General features: G+C 68.4%; 14 protein-coding genes and 1 pseudogene. 10 read left to right on the forward strand and 5 right to left on the reverse strand.

Annotated elements, in window-relative coordinates; translation table 11 throughout:
• Positions 1–32: 32 nt before the first annotated feature.
• From RT513_RS08560 to RT513_RS08585, 6 genes are read left to right on the forward strand one after another with little or no spacing between them, the layout of a single operon-like run.
• The gene (locus RT513_RS08560) at positions 33–4,196 is read left to right on the forward strand and encodes a vWA domain-containing protein (protein ID WP_290686643.1); all 4,164 of its coding nucleotides are present in this window, start codon (positions 33–35) and stop codon (positions 4,194–4,196) included.
• Complete coding sequence (locus tag RT513_RS08565; protein WP_290686641.1) at positions 4,193–5,191, forward strand: MoxR family ATPase; 999 nt, start codon at positions 4,193–4,195, stop codon at positions 5,189–5,191. The genes RT513_RS08560 and RT513_RS08565 overlap by 4 nt, the downstream gene beginning before the upstream one ends.
• A 17-nt stretch (positions 5,192–5,208) precedes the next feature.
• Complete coding sequence (locus RT513_RS08570) at positions 5,209–6,123, forward strand: DUF58 domain-containing protein (RefSeq protein ID WP_290686639.1); 915 nt, start codon at positions 5,209–5,211, stop codon at positions 6,121–6,123.
• Entirely contained in the window at positions 6,120–7,109 is a 990-nt protein-coding gene (locus RT513_RS08575) for an ABC transporter ATP-binding protein (RefSeq protein ID WP_290686637.1), read from the forward strand. The genes RT513_RS08570 and RT513_RS08575 overlap by 4 nt, the downstream gene beginning before the upstream one ends.
• Positions 7,106–7,975 (forward strand): ABC transporter permease, encoded by an 870-nt coding sequence (locus RT513_RS08580; RefSeq protein ID WP_290686635.1) that lies wholly within the window; start codon positions 7,106–7,108, stop codon positions 7,973–7,975. The genes RT513_RS08575 and RT513_RS08580 overlap by 4 nt, the downstream gene beginning before the upstream one ends.
• Positions 7,975–8,775: a substrate-binding periplasmic protein gene (locus tag RT513_RS08585; RefSeq protein WP_290686633.1), complete on the forward strand. Its 801-nt coding sequence runs from the start codon at positions 7,975–7,977 to the stop codon at positions 8,773–8,775. The genes RT513_RS08580 and RT513_RS08585 overlap by 1 nt, the downstream gene beginning before the upstream one ends.
• Before the next feature lie 369 nt (positions 8,776–9,144).
• Here RT513_RS08585 and RT513_RS08590 read toward each other — a convergent pair whose 3' ends face one another.
• From RT513_RS08590 to RT513_RS08605, 5 genes and pseudogenes are all read right to left on the reverse strand, one after another.
• Positions 9,145–9,405, reverse strand: coding sequence for a hypothetical protein (locus tag RT513_RS08590; RefSeq protein WP_290686631.1), 261 nt, complete (start codon positions 9,403–9,405; stop codon positions 9,145–9,147).
• A gap of 36 nt (positions 9,406–9,441) precedes the next feature.
• Positions 9,442–9,588: pseudogene (locus RT513_RS20825) on the reverse strand (XdhC family protein); the annotation flags it as partial.
• Between the two features lie 91 nt (positions 9,589–9,679).
• Positions 9,680–11,008 (reverse strand): cytochrome c, encoded by a 1,329-nt coding sequence (locus RT513_RS08595; RefSeq protein WP_290686629.1) that lies wholly within the window; start codon positions 11,006–11,008, stop codon positions 9,680–9,682.
• Between the two features lie 29 nt (positions 11,009–11,037).
• A complete protein-coding gene (locus tag RT513_RS08600; RefSeq protein WP_290686627.1) occupies positions 11,038–13,299 on the reverse strand; it encodes a xanthine dehydrogenase family protein molybdopterin-binding subunit in 2,262 nt (753 codons plus the stop codon).
• Between the two features lie 10 nt (positions 13,300–13,309).
• Entirely contained in the window at positions 13,310–13,768 is a 459-nt protein-coding gene (locus RT513_RS08605) for a (2Fe-2S)-binding protein (RefSeq protein WP_290686625.1), read from the reverse strand.
• 241 nt (positions 13,769–14,009) lie between these two features.
• Between RT513_RS08605 and RT513_RS08610 the strand changes: the two genes are divergently transcribed.
• Genes RT513_RS08610 through RT513_RS08625 form a run of 4 tightly spaced genes read left to right on the forward strand, consistent with a single transcriptional unit; the run spans position 14,010 to position 16,327 of the window.
• A complete protein-coding gene (locus tag RT513_RS08610) occupies positions 14,010–14,255 on the forward strand; it encodes a c-type cytochrome (RefSeq protein WP_313533905.1) in 246 nt (81 codons plus the stop codon).
• Positions 14,252–15,511, forward strand: coding sequence for an NAD(P)/FAD-dependent oxidoreductase (locus RT513_RS08615; RefSeq protein ID WP_290686621.1), 1,260 nt, complete (start codon positions 14,252–14,254; stop codon positions 15,509–15,511). Before RT513_RS08610 ends, RT513_RS08615 begins: the two co-directional genes overlap by 4 nt.
• Entirely contained in the window at positions 15,475–15,867 is a 393-nt protein-coding gene (gene soxX, locus RT513_RS08620) for a sulfur oxidation c-type cytochrome SoxX (RefSeq protein WP_290686619.1), read from the forward strand. The genes RT513_RS08615 and soxX overlap by 37 nt, the downstream gene beginning before the upstream one ends.
• A gap of 10 nt (positions 15,868–15,877) precedes the next feature.
• Positions 15,878–16,327, forward strand: coding sequence for a thiosulfate oxidation carrier protein SoxY (locus RT513_RS08625; RefSeq protein ID WP_290686617.1), 450 nt, complete (start codon positions 15,878–15,880; stop codon positions 16,325–16,327).

Genomic DNA, 16,327 nt, shown 5'->3' on the forward strand with positions numbered 1-16,327 from the left:
CGTACCCACCCCGGCCACCGGGAAAATCGTCCATGATCCTCGTGTTCCTGGGTCTGGCGGCTCTGATCGTCTGGTTGCACGCCATCCGCCCCGAACGACGGGTGGTCCCCAGCCTGCAGATATGGCTTACCCTGCCCGAGCGGCCCGGACCGGCCCGGCGCCGATGGACATGGCCGAAGCTTTCCACCCCTCTGCTGCTCCAGCTGGCGACGCTGGCCGCGCTGATGCTTGCGCTTGGTGTCCTGCGGTTCGGACCGGCGCCGCCCGCGCATCTGGTCATGGTGCTGGACGCCTCGGGGCCAATGGCGATCGCCGACGGTGACGGCACGCTGTTCGACCGCGCGCGCGCCGCGTTGGCCCATGACATTGCGGCTCGCCGGGACGCCGCGCCGCAAAGGGTGTCGCTGATCCTCGCCGGCCCGTCGCCCCGTCTGCTGGCGGCCCGCCACGGCTTTGAACCCGAAGGACTGTCCCCCCTGATCGACACCGCCACCGTGAGCGACGGGCCCCCGGACTGGTCCGGGGTTGCGGAGCTGATCCGGCAAACGCTGCTTCCCGGTGAGACGGTCGCGGGCGTGATCGTGACCGCCTTTCCTCCCGCCGCCCTCCCGCGGCTCGAGGGCAGCGACATGCCGGAGTTCCGCCTGCTGCGCATTGCGGCAGATGTCCCGGCACCCGCGCTCGACCTGCGGCTTGGCCCGGCGGACCCGGAGGGGTGGCGTCTGAGGGGCATCCTTCGTGGTGCCGGTCCGGTGGCAAGGGTGACGGTGGACATCGGTTTCACGCCTCAGGAGGACATCGGTCGGCGGCCACCGCTTCCATGGAAACGCCTGAGCCTCAGGCCGGACGATGGCATCGCCCGGATCGACGAGACCCTCGGTCTGATGGATCCCGGCCTTGTCACCGTGACCGCCACGGCGGAGGGAACGGTGGAGTGGCCCGGTGCGGAGGCGCGCTTCCTCACCGTCCCGATGCCGGATCGCAGGGTGCTCTACCTCGCTCCGGCCGATGCGCCAGACCAGCCGCTGCTGCGCGCCATGGCGGCGCAGGAGGGCTTGGCGCTTTACCGTGCCGAGGCGTTGCCGCCCGATACCACTGGATATGCGTTGGTGATCGTGGACGGAATGGCCATCGCGGAGCCTTCGGCCGCGCCGACGCTCTGGATCGGCGCGGCGGGCATCGGCACGGATGAAGCGCCGTCTGTCCCGGTTGCTGACGCCGATGGCTGGGACCCCGGACACCCGCTGATCCGGGGGGTGGATTGGGTCGCGCGGCGTTTCGGACAGGTCTCCACCCGGCCATTGCCCGTCGGCGCGGATGTCCTTGTGTCGGCAGAGGGGCACCCGCTTCTGGCCGTGGTGAATGAGGAGCCCCTGCCCCGTATCGTCATGCGTTTCGATCCCAGAAATGTCGACTGGGGCAGCGGGACGGACCTCCCGGTCCTTGCAGGTGCGATGACCGACTGGCTTGGCCTGACCGGGGCCGCACGCGGAACCTGCACCGTCGGCCTGCCCTGTGCGGCAGGCGCAGGGAAGTTTGAACCGCTCGGCCATGGTCGAGGTTTCACGGCGGCTACCGCAATGTTCCCGCCGGCGCACGCCGGATTGTTCCGCACACCGGACGGCGGGCTTCTGGCGGTGAACCCGGCCCCCGATCGCTACGGTCAGGCGGCTGAGACGACGCTGCCGCTCCTTGCCGACGCGTCGCGCAATTCCCCTCCGATACAATGGTTTCTGGTTGCTGCGGCGGTGCTTCTGTTCGTCGAAGCGGCGCTCCGTCTTGGTCGGAGCGGCAGACGCGCGATGCCCGGCTTCATCGCTCCGTTTCTTGTGGGTGCGGGCCTCATCGGGCTCGCCGTTCCGTTGCCGTTCGCCCGTTCGGCCATCGTGCATCTGCTGCCGGAAGGAGGCCGCGCGCACGATCAGGAGATGAGCGTTGCCACCGGGCCCCGCCCCCGGATCGCCGATCCCGAAAACGCGGCCGGAGAGCCGCCGGCCCCTGCGATCACGCATCCGATGGCGGCCATCGCGCTTGCCGCCGCGCTGGTTCCGCCGCATCAGGTGGCCGACATCCGCCCCGCAACCGCCGTTGTGTCGGACGGCAGGCCCGTTCCCCTGCCCCGCCACGTCCATCTTGCCACCGCCCCCGCGGCGGGACCTCCGCCTCCCGGTCCGGTCATCACGGCCTTGATGCTGCCTGCGACTGCCGTGATCGGCGACCGGCTCGTTCTGACGACGCTGGTCCGCTCGGACATGCAGGTGCCCACCAGCATCGCCTTCCTGTCGAACGGCACGGAGCTTGCCGTGGAGGAGGTGGTGCTGCTGCCCGGCATGAACCGGATCGAGACGGAGCTTCCGCCGCTTGAACGGGGCGAGACGCGCTTCGGGGTCGTGCTTGGTATGGAGGGAGGCCATTCGAGCAGGTTCGCCGCGATTGTCACGGCGCGGGCGGGCAGGCCGATCGCCATCCTCGCGCCGGATGCAGAGCATGGCGCGGCTCTGGCCCGGATCGCAGGTGCGGCCACACCGGACCTTCCTGCGGACGCAGGGCCGGAGTTGCCCGTCATGGACCCCGCCGCAGCCCCCGATTATCTGCGGGGCTGGCTGGACTATGACGCCATCGTGCTCGTGAACCTGCCCGCCCGCGCCGTCACGAGCCGGGAGGCCGGCCTGATCGAAGCTGCCGTGACGCGCCACGGGCTGGGCCTCGTCATGTTGGGCGGGGCGAACAGCTTCGGCCCCGGCGGCTACTTCGCCACCGCGTTCGAGACGCTTTCCCCCCTTTCGGCCCGCGTCCCGCGTGAGGCGCCGGAGGTGACCATGGTCTTCGTGCTGGACCGTTCGGGAAGCATGAACCAGACCGTGGCCGGAGGCACCCGGCTGGAGATGGCCCGGCAGGCAACGCTGGAGGCGATCGGCCTGCTGAATCCGGAAAGCCGAGTCGGCGTCGTTGTCTTCGACTCCGAGGCGCATGTCGTTCTGCCGCTGACGCGCGCCGGCGATACAGCGACGGTCCGCGATGCGCTGGCCAGCGTGGATACGGGCGGCGGTACCGCCATTGCGCCGGGTCTTGCGGCGGGATGGGAGATGTTGCACGGATCGGACGCGCAGGCCCGCCACATGATCGTCATGACGGACGGGCTGAGCCAGCCCGGCGATTTCGAAGCCGCCGCCGCAGCGATGCGGGCGGAGGGGATCATCATCTCGGCCGTGGCGATCGGCACCGGCGCGGATGCCAAGGCCGTGCGCGAGATCGCGGCCGCGGGCGGCGGCAGCCTGCATGCGTCGGACGACTTCGCCGCCCTCCCCTCCATCCTGTCGCAAGAGGCGATGCTGCTGTCTTCCCCCGTGCGCGAAGGTCCGGGGCAGCCGCGTCCGGCAGACCCCTCCGATCCGCTCCTGCGCGCGCTGCCCCGCCGGCTGCCCGCCATCGGCGGCGTCGTGCTGACCACGGCAAAGCCGGAAGCCCGGGTCGCGCTGACCACCTCAACCTCCGACGGCGAGGAAACCCCGTTGCTCGCCACCTGGCGGCAGGGAAACGGGCAGGTGCTGGCCCTCGCGACCGACGCGACGGGCCCGTGGACACGCAATTGGCAGGACGATCCGGATTTCTCGGCGTTCTGGCCGCATGTCCTGCGCCAGATCCGACCCCCGCGGCCCGCGACGGGGCCTTGGCTGACGCTTGAGGACAGCGGAGACCGCGTGCGGATCACGCTGGAGGCGCTGGACGCCGAAGGTGCTCCGCGCGAAGGGCTTGCCCCATTGGTGCGCATGGATCCGGAGGGACATGCACCTGTCTTCCTCCACATGCCGGAGGTGGCGGCAGGCATCTATCGGGTCGATTACGTGCCGGAGGGCACCGGGCGGCTTGGCGCGCGGGTCGCCCTGCCCGCCGCACCCGGGCCACAGACCGCCGGCCGTCCCGAGGCAGAGGAGGTGGCGGAGGCCGCGCTATACCTCTCCCGCCCGGCGTGGGATCGACCCCGCGCGGTGCTGCCTCTGCGCACAACAGGCGGCGCCGGTGCCGCACCCGGCGGCTGGGGGCTCCGGCTGGTTCCCGGCCTTTCCACGCCCTGGGTGGCGCTTGCGCTCGCCGCCTTCATCGCGGCGCTGATCCTGTACATGCGCCCTCCGCGCCGCAGGACGTCCGCCACCCCAACCGACGCTACTACCCGTCCAGAAGGAATCGCGCCGTGACCGCACATGCCCCGTCGAATACCGATCCCGAAGTGCTCCGCGCCGCGCTTTCCGCCACGCGAACGGAGCTTGCCAAAGCCGTGCGGGGTCAGGATCAGGCGATCCTCCTCGTGCTGATCGGTACGATCTGCGGCGGACACGTTCTGCTTGAAGGGCCGCCCGGCACCGGCAAGACCCTGCTGGTCCAAAGCCTTCACGCCGCCACCGGGCTGAGCTTCGCGCGCATCCAGTTCACGCCGGACCTGATGCCCGCGGATATCACCGGCGGCATGACTCTGGTGGACGACGGGGCCGGCCGGCCGCGGGTGGAATACCGGCGTGGCCCGATCTTCACCCAGCTCCTGCTGGCAGATGAGATCAACCGCGCCACGCCACGTACCCAGTCGGCGCTTCTGGAAGCGATGCAGGACGGCGCGATCTCGCATGATGGGCAGACCGAGCCGCTGCCGCAACCGTTCACCGTTCTCGCCACCCAGAACCCGATCGAGATGGAAGGCACCTATGCCCTGCCCGAGGCGCAGATCGACCGTTTCATGCTCCGCATCGACGTGGATTATCCGAGCCCCGAGGTCCTGAGCGAAATCCTCATCACCACCACGGGCCGTGCGCTCCCCCCGATACGCCCCGCGCTCAGCCCTGCCCAAATCCTCGCGCTCCGTCACATGGTGCGCGAGATGCCGGTTGTCTCGGTGCTGCCGCTCGCCGTGGCGCGGCTGGCGGCGGCGACCCATCCGGGGGGACCCGATGCGGATCCGGAGGCCGCGCGGCTGCTGCGCTACGGCATCAGCCCGCGGGGAGCACAGGCGCTGCTGCTTGCCGCCAAGGCCCATGCCTTCATCGCCGGGCGCAACCACGTGGCCGTGGCCGATCTGCGCGCCGTGCTGCTGCCCACCCTCCTCCACCGGCTGCAACCGCGGTTCGAGGCGCGGGCCGAACCAACCGCGATCAGGAAGTTCCTGCTCCGGCTATTCGACAAGCATCTGGGGGCGCTGTGATGTCTGGAGGGACAGCGATGCCCACGCCCGCACTGATGGACAGACTGTCCACGATGCGCCTGATGCCGCCCGGTGCGCGGGCCGGCGCCGGGATCGGAGACCAGGCGTCTCGCGCGCGGGGCGCCGGGCTCGAATTCGCGGATTTCCGCGGCTACCGGCCCGGCGACGATCTGCGCCACATCGATCCGCGCAGCCTGGCCCGTGGGGAACCGTTCACGCGTGAGTACATGCAGCGGCGCCAACTCAGCGTGACGGTGGTGCTGGACCTCACGCTGTCGATGACAGTGGACGACGGGGCAAAGGCGGCGCTGGCCAGCGGCGTTGCCCGCGCGCTGGGATTTCTCGCCCTGGCGGGACAGGATCGCCTGCGGCTCGTCGTGCTGGAGGCGGATGGCTCCGTCCGCCGCTCGCCCGTCTGGCAGGGAAGGAACCGCGCGCCGGAGATGTTCGACTTCGCAGAGCGTCGCGTCCCGCCGCAGGACCGCGCCATGGACCCGGTTCCTGCGCCGCTGGCCACTGCCCTGTCCAACATCGGTCGGGACAACGGCGGCCGGGACAACGGCGGGGATGCCGGTGCGGTGGTGTTCGTCCTGTCGGACTTCTGGGAGCCCGATGCCGTGGCCGCATTGGATGCGCTCGCTCAAGCCCCGGCGATGGTCGCGGCGCTTCAGATCCTCTCTGCCCAGGAACGGGATCCGGCGTCTCTCGGCTATGGTGTCCTCCGGTTGGTGGATGCCGAAACCGGCCGGGAGCGGGACGTAACGGTCGACGAGGACATGCTGAACCGCTATCGCAGCGCACTGGGCCGCCATCAGGATGCGCTGGCCGCTGCGCTGTCGGACGGCAGGCATCTTTTCCTGCCGCTCGCGGCCGAGGACCAGCTGACGGACATCTGCCTCAAGCGGCTTCCTGCGACGGGGATTGTCGCGTGAGCCGGCCCGAAATCTCCTCCACTGGGCCCGCCATCGCGGTGGAGGCGGTATCGCAGCGTTACGGCCGGACATTGGCGCTCGACGCGGTCAGCCTGACCGTGGCGGCCGGCAGCCTGTTCGGGTTGATCGGCCCGAACGGCGCGGGCAAATCCACGCTGATCGACATTCTCTGCACTATCCGCCGGCCGCTTTCGGGACAGGCGCGGGTCGCGGGGATCGACGTCGCGCGCGACCCGCGCTCCGTGCGCCGCCGCATCGGCGTGATCTTCCAGAACTCGACGCTGGACACCCGGCTATCCGTCTTTGACAACCTCGACTTCCATGCCCGGGTGCATGCGATGCCGCGTTCAGAGCGCCGGGCAAGGATCGATGAAATGCTGGACCTCGTGCAGCTGTCGGACTGGCGCAACGCGCCGGTGCGCTCCCTCTCGGCCGGCATGAAGCGACGGCTCGAGATTGCGCGCGGCCTGCTGCACGATCCGGAAATCCTGTTCATGGACGAACCGACCGTGGGCCTCGACCCCCAGTCGCGCGCCAACATCTGGCATCACCTGTCGGAGTTGCGCGCACGGACCGGCCTCACCGTCGTCGTCACTACCCATTACATTGATGAGGTGGGGGACGCCGACCGGGTCTGCGTGATCGACCGGGGGAAGATACTCGTCAACGGCGCGCCGGCCGTACTGAAGGCCGCGCATGGCACCACGCTTCTGCGCCTGCAACCCGAAGGGACGGGCGGAAGGGCCGCCATTCTTGCGGCGCATCCATCCGCCATCGCCGCGCCGGACGGGGCGATGCTGGTCCGCTTCGCCTCCCTGCCCGAGGCGGAGGCCGCGCTTGCCGCCCTGAGGGGGCGCATCGGGCTTGCAACGCTTGAACCGCCGAGCCTTGAGAGCGTGTTTCTCAACCTCACCGGGCGGGGTCTGCGCGAAGACCGGCCTCCGCAGGGCAGAGGCACACCCGCAGCACGAGGAGGACGCGGATGAGGGACGACAGGGCAGAGACGCGCATGCACCACCGCCCGGCGCCGCCCGGCAGACTCAGGGACATGTGGGGCATCGCCTGCGGCGTCCAGGCGATCTGGTGGCGCGAAGTGAAGCGCTCCCTCAAGGACAAGGGGCAACTGGTGGGCGGCGTATCGCGCCCGCTTCTGTGGGTGCTGATCCTGGGGGTGGGGCTGAATCCCTATTTCCGCGGCGACGTGATGGGTGACGTGCGCTTCGTTGTGCCCTTCACCTACCTGCAGTTCATCTTTCCCGCCGTGATCGTGCTGAACATCCTGTACACCTCAATCCAGTCGGCGGTCTCACTGATCTGGGACCGGGAGTTCGGCTTCCTGCGCGAGGTTCTGGTCTCTCCTCTCCCGCGCAACTTCGTCCTGCTGGGAAAGGTGCTTGGCGGAGCGACGACGGCGGTGGTGCATGGGATTCTGGTTCTGGCGGTGGCGCGTTTCGCCAATGTGCAGATAACCTGGATCGACATAGGACAGGCCGTCGCCCTCATGTTCCTGCTGGCGTTCGGGATGACCTCGCTCGGCATCGTGATCGCCAATCATGTAAGGGGGTTCGAAGGCTTCGGCGTCTTCTCCAATGCGCTGATCCTGCCGCTTTATTTCACCTCGTCCTCCGTCTTTCCGCTGGATCCGGCGCTGTCGCGCGCCCAGACACTCGTTGTCTATCCGCGCTGGCTGGTCGCGTTGGTGGAGGCGAATCCGATCACTTATGCCGTGGATGCGATGCGGGGGATCCTGATCGGGTTCAACCAGTTCCCGCCCGCCCTGGGCTGGCAGATCACGGGCGCGATGGCGGTGGGGCTGTTCCTGCTGGCGATGCTTGAGTTCCGCAGGATCTGATGGCCCGCCCGCTGCGCGCCTCCCTCGCCGCGGCTGTGCCGCTCGCGCTTGCGGTTGCGGTGCTGGCTGCTGTCAACCTGCTGCCCCCCGACACGGCGGTCGAGGAGATCGACGCCGCCGGCCGGCTGACCGTCTGCGCGCCGCCCGATCTCCAACCGCTGGTCGCGCGGGGCCCGGCCCGGCCGGGCTTCGAGATTGCGTTGGTCGATGAGGCCGCGCGCCGGTCGGGATGGCGCGTATCGGTCACGACCAATGCCGCCATGACGCGGGAGTTCAATCCGGCCAACTGGCGGATCAGCCGCGCGACCTGCCGGTTGATCGTGGGAGGGCTGCGCGACAACGACCGGAGCCGGAGCCTGATGGAGATGGGGGCACCCTATCTGCGCAGCGGCTGGGTCTGGCTGGCCCCGCCGGGAGAGACATGGCCACCGGCCACGGTCGCGTTCACGCCGGGATCCGTCGCGATGGATCGGGTGGGCCTTGGCACCTATTTGCGTGGTGAAGGGGTGCGCGTGGTGCCGCTTCAATCCGCCGCGGCCCTTCCCAGGGTGCTGAAGGAGGGAACCGCGAGCATCGTGATCACCGACGCGCTCACCGCCGGTTTCCTTCTCGACGGCACCGGTCTCGCGGCCACGCCGCTTCCCGGAGGACCGGCGCCCGAGGGGCTCGCCTTCGGTTTCTGGAAGGGAGACACGACGCTGCGCCGCCGCATGGACGACGTGTTGGCGCAGATGGTGGCCGATGGAACGGTTGACCGGATCGCCAACGACTATGGTGTCGCCGACTACCTGGTGCGGTAAGCCGGAACAGCACGAAAGACCCGTGCAGCGGGAGGCTCCTCAGCCCGCACTGCCCACGATCTCTGACATCATCGAAAGCGCGAGCGCCCGGGAAGCGCGGGTGAACCCCATCGGCCCCGCAGGCGGGCAAGTGCCACCTGCAACTCCCGCAGACATCCCGGCAGCGCCGCCTGCGTTGTTCCGCGCATCGATATAGAAGGCGGAAGTCCGGGAGATCGTGCATGATCTCCGGTTCGTAATCATGGTCGTGGTAAAGGGGGACGGCGGCGGTCCGGCTGTCGATCCCCTGAGATGTCCGAGAGCCGGCGCGGGCGATGTGTCGGGCCCTCTGCCGCGCTGGCGAGGCTGGCGCGGGGCGAGCTGTCCGCCTTAACTCATGGCGCGCACGAGATCGGAGAAGACCTTCGCCTCGGGTCCGGGCGAAAGACAACCAAGCGCGGGTCCGGGCGAAGCGATGGCGAAACCCTGCGGCGGGGGCCGGTATCGCGCAAAGTGGCCCTCCGGCACGATCAGCGGCGACCCCGGGCACCGCTCCGCCACGCGTGCGCAAAGACGGGGACGCGCGGGCCGGTCGCGGAACAGGAACAGCATGGCCTCGATCACGCCAGCGCAAGGCAGGAAGAACGGCAAGCCATGCCCCGAACGCAGGCTCTTCCTTCCGCGGGAGCTGCGTACTTTGTCCGCGCGCGGGACCAGATCGGCCTCCGCCCAGCCCGACGTTATTGCCCCGGAAAAACATCCCGCGCACGCGATGGCCATGGCAGCGCCCGGATTGCGACACGTTGGACCACGCGTGTCCGCCAGGACCGCAATGACCGTGCCGCGTTCTCAGTCCAGCGCCGCTTGCCACGGATCGGGCAGCGCTGGATGGTTGTCGCCCGAAGCGGCGGGGCCATCGCGGCCCTCAGCGCATCTGAAGCAGGATCACGCGATCGCTCGACGGATCGGTGCGGTCACGCAGATCGGCCACCTCAGCCGCCGTGACCGGCCCGCCGGTATTGCCCCAGGCACCGCGCACGAAGGTGGCAAGCTCCGCAACCTCCCGGTCCGTCAGCGTCACGCGATAGGGCGGCATCCGGTAGCTGTCGGGCACGCCATTGGCCACCACCCGCCCGGCGCCATTGAGAATGATGTTGATCACCGAGGCTGGCGAGGGCGCTAGCAGAGAGGACGATCCGGCAAGCGGCGGCACGAACTCGCCCCGCGCCAGCCCGTCCCGTCCATGGCAATGGCTGCACTTCTGCAGGAAGGTCCGCGCACCCGGCGGCGTGTCCCCCATACCCCCGGCGAAGGTGGCGGCGGTGGCATCGTCGTAGCGCCATTCCGGTTCCGCCGCGCGCGGCAGCGACTTCAGATAATGCGCGATGGCGGCAAGATCCTCATCCGTCATGAAGGCGGTGGAGTTGTTGAACGCCTCCATCATGGAGCCGAAGACCACGCCATGCCTGTTCCGGCCGTTCTTGAGGAAGGACGCCAGTTCCTCTTCCGTCCAGCGGCCGATGCCGTTGCCCCCGGACCCCCGCAGCGGCGGCGCATACCAGCCGTCAAGCAGCGCTCCGGTCAGGAAGGCGGACGAGCCTTCGTCCATCCCCTGCTCGTTCATGGCAAGGCCGCGGGGCGTGTGGCACGAGCCGCAATGCCCCGGCCCCTGCACGAGATAGGCCCCCCGGTTCCACAGCGCGTCCTTCGACGGGTCGGGCGCGTAGCTGCCGGACCTATAGAAGGCGAGGTTCCAGTATTCGAGCGGCCAGCGGATGGAATACGGCCATTCGATCCCGGAGGGCGGGTTCGGCTCCGCCACGGGTGTGACATGGTGCATGAAGTAGTCGTAGAGCGCCTTCACATCCGCATCCGACAGCTTGGCATAGGACGGATAGGGCATCGCCGGGTAAAGCCGCCGGCCGTCCGGCGCCACGCCCCGCCGCACCGCACGGTCGAAATCGGCAAGCGTGTAGCGGCCGATCCCGTGAACCGGATCGGGGGTGATGTTGGTCGCGTGGATGGCGCCGAGAGGCGTTCCCATTTCGAGCCCGCCGGCAAAGGGCTTGCCGCCCTCCACCGTGTGGCAGGCCACGCAATCGGCAAGCCGCGCGGCATATTCCCCTTCCTCCAGCGGAACGGGGGCACTTGCGGTGGTGCCGTCGAAGGGGCTGGAGGGCAGGCGCATGCCATACCACAACACAGCCGCAACCAGGACCACGAGGATCCCGACGATCAGGCCAAATTTCTTCACGATCCGTCCCTGTCCCTTGAGGCCGCGTGTCAGGCGCCGCCGCCCTTGCTGAGGTCATGCTCGCGGAAGGGTTGGCTTCGAAGCCGCTTGCCGGTGATCTCGAAGATCGCTGCGGCCAATGCCGGACCCACAGGACCCACCGGCGGCTCGCCGATCTCGTCATAGCGGTCGAAATCGGTGAGCGCCTCGAAATGGATATTGATCTCTGGCGTGTCACCCAGACGGATCACCGGATATTCGTCATAGTTCCCTTCGACGACGCGGCCATGCTCGATATTGAGCTTTTCATTCATGGCAAGGTTCAGTCCGAATATCGTGCCGCCTTCCAGCTGCACCCGCACGGCATCCCGGTTCATCACCCGGCCGGTATCGAAGGCCACGTCTATCCGATGGACCTTCAGCTTGCCCTCGGGCGAGACCTCTGCATGGACGACCGACCCAAGGGTGGTGCCGTGATGCGGCTTGCCCCCCATGCCCCAGTTGCCGATGGCAACCCCGCGGGCCTGCCCGGCAGGAAGCGGTCTGCCCCAACCGGATTTCTCCTTCAGCACGTTGAGGATCTTCACCCAGCCTTCGTCCTCCCACTTGGAATAGACGCGGATGCGGTAATCCAGCGGGTCCTCTCCCGCCGCACGCGCCATTTCGTCCAGGAAACTCTCGACGAAGAAGACGTTGGAGTTGTAGCCCGGCCCGCGCAGGGGGCCTGTCTTGATATGGAAATCCCGCACCACCGTGCTTTCCACCTGCACATTCGGCAGCACGAGCGGCAGGGCGGTGTCGGGAAGCCCGCGCACATAGACGCCGGGACCGCCGGACACCCGCGCAAGCAACGCAGAAGGCAGCCCATCATCGCCCAGCCGGGCTTTCATGTAGGCCCCCATCAGCGGACGGTAACGGCCCTGCCGGAGGGATTCCTCACGGCTCCACATCACATGCACGGGCACTCCCGGATAGCCCTTGGCCACCGCGACCGCGAGACGGGAATCGTCGCCGTAGATCCGGCGCCCGAAGCCGCCGCCCACGAAGGTCTGATGCACCTTCACCTGATCCGGGCGCAGGCCGGTTTCCTGCACGGCAACGACATAGACCTGCTGGGTATGCTGTGAGGGCGCCCAGACCTCGGCGCTGTCCGCCGTGACCTTGGCGGTGCAGTTCAGCGGCTCCATCTGCACCTGATCGCAGTAGGGCGTAAGGTACTCGGCTTCAATGATCCTGCCGCCCTTGGCGAATTCTGCCTCCACATCGCCGACCGAAAGTTCGACGTTTTCGCCGGGTTTGCGCACCGCCTGCATGGCGGCGGCGTCCATCATCTCCGTGTTCGTCCATTTCGCACCGGGGCCGTCATCCCAGACCACGGGCAGCGCATCGAGCGCGGTGCGCGCCTGCCAGTAGTGGTCGGCAATCACCGCCACCGCGGCAGGCACGGCCGATGGCCCGAGGGGGAAGGCCGGCTTGATCCGGTCAGGCTCGCCGGGCTCGGTCGGCTTGACCTCGACTACCGCGCGAACGCCGGGCATGTTCCGGATCGCTTCGAAATCGTAGCTGACAAGCCGGCCGCCCATCACGGGTGACTGGCGCAGGGCGGCATAGACCATTCCGGGCAGGCGGATATCCATGCCATAGATGGTCTTGCCCGTGACGATGTCGGGGATCTGGATCTTGGCGGGATCGACCTTGGTAAGGAATGTCCAGGCCTCGCGCGGTTTCGGTGCCGGTTCCGCCTCCAGGGTGACCGCCGCAGCCGCGGCCAGGAACTCGGTGAACGGCGCGGATTTGCCGGAGGGATGCGACAGAACGCCCTCGGCCACCGTGACCTCTGCCGGGAGCACTCCCCATGCGGAGGCCGCCGCCGCCTTCAACCGTTCCCGCGCACCGGCGGCGGCGGTCATGTAGGCCGTGCGCCGCGGCGCGGAGGTCGACCGGCCGGAGAAATAGGCGAGCGCGCCCCCCACGGCAGAATAAACCCCGCCAAGCGCTTCGTTACGCTCCGGCGCGGCATATTCGATGCGGATATCCTCCCAGCGGCAGGCAAGCTCTTCCCGCACGTAGGAACAGGCCTGCGTCAGCAGCCCGTTGCCGATGTCGGGGTGGGTCGCATAGACCGTGACGCGCCCGGTGGGATCGATGCGCAACCACGGCGTGAACTCCACGCCTTCGCCGAAGCTGTCCCAGGGCTCGACCCCCACGGTCGCGGCGGACGCCGGGCAGTTGAACCCGATGACCAGAGCGCCGCCCGCACCCAGCATCGCGGTAAGGAAACTGCGGCGGGAAAGTGTCGGATGATCGTTCATGGGCTCCCCCTCAGGCTTTCATGCGCTCGGCCGCCACATGGATGGCGGCGCGGACGCGGGGATAGGTTCCGCAGCGGCACAGGTTGTCGACATAGAGATCGATGTCGGCATCGGTCGGTTCGGGAATGTCCTTGAGGAGCGAGGCGACCGCCATCAGCATCCCCGACTGGCAGTAGCCGCACTGCGGGACGTTCATCTCGGTCCACACCTTCTGGAGCACGTGCTCCCCCTGCGGATCCAGCCCTTCGATCGTTGTGATCCGGCTACCAGCCGCCGCCTCAAGCGGGAACTGGCAGGAACGCGCCGCCACCCCGTCCACATGCACGGTACAGGCGCCGCATTGCGCGATGCCGCAGCCGAACTTCGTACCGGTCAGGCCAAGATGGTCGCGCAAAGCCCAGAGCAACGGAGTCTCGGGCGCGGCATCGACCTCCATGTCGATGCCGTTGACATTCAGTGTGAAGGCCATGGACCCCCCCCCTCAGGCGTGGCAAAAAAGCTGCGTCGGATTCTGGATGTGCGAGCAGCGCCTCCCAGAACCGCTCATCACCGATGTTGACGGGCCATCGCGAAACTGGCAAGCAAAAACGGACACCGTTATCCACTTATTCGCGCATGCCGGGCAGATCTCCCGGATCGGGAGGGCAGAGCAGGTGGCGAAGTCTTTTGTTTTCATGACCTTGATGGCGGCAAACTGTGTGCTGTCACATGTGTCGGCGGCATACGCGGGGGGGGCTGAGCTGGCCCTTGCCTGCACGTCCTGCCACGGCAACGAGGGCCGCGGCGGAGGGGAGATCCCGCCGCTCGCCGGTCGGCCGGAGGCTGAGTTGCTGGCCGCGATGGAGGCGTTCCGTAACCCGGGAACAACGGCCACCATCATGCCCCGCCTGCTGCGCGCCTATGACGACGCGGAGGTCGCGGACCTCGCACGGTATTTCGCCCGGGTGAAGCCATGAGGCCGCATCGCCGGGCTGTTCTGGCCGGCCTCGGTGCGTCGCTTCTCGCGCCTGCGGTGCTCCGGGCGCAGACGGCCGCGCATGTGGTGATCCTTGGCGGCGGGTTCGGCGGCGCCTCCCTTGCACGGGCGCTGCGGGGTGGCGCGCCGGAGCTGCGCGTGACGCTGATCGAACGCGAGGAGACGATCTGGACCTGCCCCTTCTCCAACGGTGTGCTGGGCGGAATGTGGGGCATGGACCGCGTGGCTTTCCCGCTGGCGGGGCTCGCGTCCGCGGGGATCGACCTCATCCGTGCGGAAGCCGTGGCGGTGGAGCCCGGGAACCGCGCCGTCGTGCTGGCGGATGGCACACGGGTGGCGGGCGACATCCTTGTCCTTGCCCCCGGCATCCGGTTCGACTGGACCGCCATCGAAGGGCTGAGCGCCGAGACTGCCTACCGCATCCCCCACGCTTGGAAGGCCGGGCCGCAGACCCGCATCCTGCGCGATCAGCTCGTGGCGATGGAGGATGGCGGGACCGTCGTGGTGGGTATTCCGGCCCCCCCTTTCCGCTGTCCGCCCGGTCCCTACGAACGGATCAGCCTGATCGCGTACTACCTGAAAAGGGAAAAGCCGCGGTCAAAGATCCTCGTGCTCGACGCACAGGACACCTTCTCCAAGCAAGCGTTGTTCGAGGAGGCGTGGGCCACGCTCTATCCCGGCCTGATCGAACGCATTCCGGGCAGCCAGTCGGGCGCGGTGCTGTCGGTCGACGCGGCGAACCTGCGCATTTCCACCGGCTTCGACGAGGTGACGGCCGCCGTCGCCAATATCATTCCGCCGCAGAAGGCGGCCGCGATCCTGACCGATGCGGGGCTTGACGACGGGCTGGGCTGGTGCCCGGTCGAACCCCTGGCGTTCGAAAGCCGCCTTGCCCCCGGCGTGCATGTGCTGGGCGATGCGGCGTTGCAGGGTGACATGCCGAAATCGGGCTTCTCCGCCGACATGCAGGCCAAGGTCTGCGCGGCAGCGATCATCGCCACGCTGAAGGGAGAGACCCCGGCGCCCGCGAAGCTCATCAACGTCTGCTACAGCCTTGCTGCGCCGGACTACGGCTTCTCCATCGCCGATGTCTACGCACAGGGGCCGGAGAAAGTGACATTGCAGATCGCGGAGGGACGAACGACGCCGGTTGGCGCCTCCTCCGCCGTCCATGCAAAAGAGGCGGGCTTTGCAGGATCATGGTACGATACGATCACCTCACAGCTTTGGGGTTGAGCCTGTTGCTCGCCACCCCCGCTCCCGCCGCGGCGCAGGACGCCGCGCGCGGGCTTGAGCTGATGCGGGATTCCGCCAAGGGCAACTGTTCGATCTGCCACCTGATCCCCGGCATCGGGCTGCCCGAGGAGGCGCAGGGCAACATCGGACCACCGCTTGCCGGAACGGGTGCGCGCCTGAGCGCTGCGGAGATCGGCGCGCGGATCGCGGATGCCCGCAGGGTTCAGCCGGAGACACTCATGCCGCCCTACGGCACGACCGACGGGCTCACCGATGTTGACCCGCGCTATCCCGGCCCGATCCTGACGGCGGATGAAATCGCCGACATAACCGCCTATCTTCAAGGCCTGAGGTAAGGAGACAGCCATGATCCTCTCCCGGCGGAGCACCCTTCTGGGTCTGGCGACGATCGCGCTGCCCCTGCCGCTCGCGGCCACCCCGGCGGAAGTAAGCGAAAGCATCGCGCGGCTGTTCGGCGACCGGCCGCTGACGGAGGGTCCGGTGGTGCTCGACCTGCCCACGCTGGCGGAGACGGGCAACTCCGTGCCGCTGACTGCGCGGGTGGAAAGCCCGATGACGGCGGGGGACCGTATCCTCCGGCTTGCCCTTTTCGCCGAACAGAACCCCAGGCCGCTCATTTGCGAGGCGCATTTCGGGCCGGCGGCGGCCGAAGCGCGGTTAACCACCAACATCCGCCTTGCTGCTACCCAAGCGGTGGTCTGCGTGGCCGAACGCTCCGACGGCGTGCTTGTTTCCGTTCGGCGCGACGTGCGGGTCGTGGTCGGCGCCTGCACGACCCTTCCGGGGAGGTATTGA

This window comes from Haematobacter sp. (genome assembly GCF_032102465.1).
Taxonomy (GTDB): Bacteria; Pseudomonadota; Alphaproteobacteria; order Rhodobacterales; family Rhodobacteraceae; genus Haematobacter.

Bases quoted from the DNA above. Each gene is read 5' to 3' on its own strand.
- RT513_RS08625 (WP_290686617.1), top strand. From the start codon at position 15,878: ATGATCCTCTCCCGGCGGAGCACCCTTCTGGGTCTGGCGACGATCGCG.
- RT513_RS08585 (WP_290686633.1), top strand. From the start codon at position 7,975: ATGGCCCGCCCGCTGCGCGCCTCCCTCGCCGCGGCTGTGCCGCTCGCG.
- RT513_RS08605 (WP_290686625.1), bottom strand. From the start codon at position 13,768: ATGGCCTTCACACTGAATGTCAACGGCATCGACATGGAGGTCGATGCC.
- RT513_RS08580 (WP_290686635.1), top strand. From the start codon at position 7,106: ATGAGGGACGACAGGGCAGAGACGCGCATGCACCACCGCCCGGCGCCG.
- soxX (WP_290686619.1), top strand. From the start codon at position 15,475: ATGGTACGATACGATCACCTCACAGCTTTGGGGTTGAGCCTGTTGCTC.
- RT513_RS08570 (WP_290686639.1), top strand. From the start codon at position 5,209: ATGCCCACGCCCGCACTGATGGACAGACTGTCCACGATGCGCCTGATG.
- RT513_RS08600 (WP_290686627.1), bottom strand. From the start codon at position 13,299: ATGAACGATCATCCGACACTTTCCCGCCGCAGTTTCCTTACCGCGATG.
- RT513_RS08560 (WP_290686643.1), top strand. From the start codon at position 33: ATGATCCTCGTGTTCCTGGGTCTGGCGGCTCTGATCGTCTGGTTGCAC.
- RT513_RS08615 (WP_290686621.1), top strand. From the start codon at position 14,252: ATGAGGCCGCATCGCCGGGCTGTTCTGGCCGGCCTCGGTGCGTCGCTT.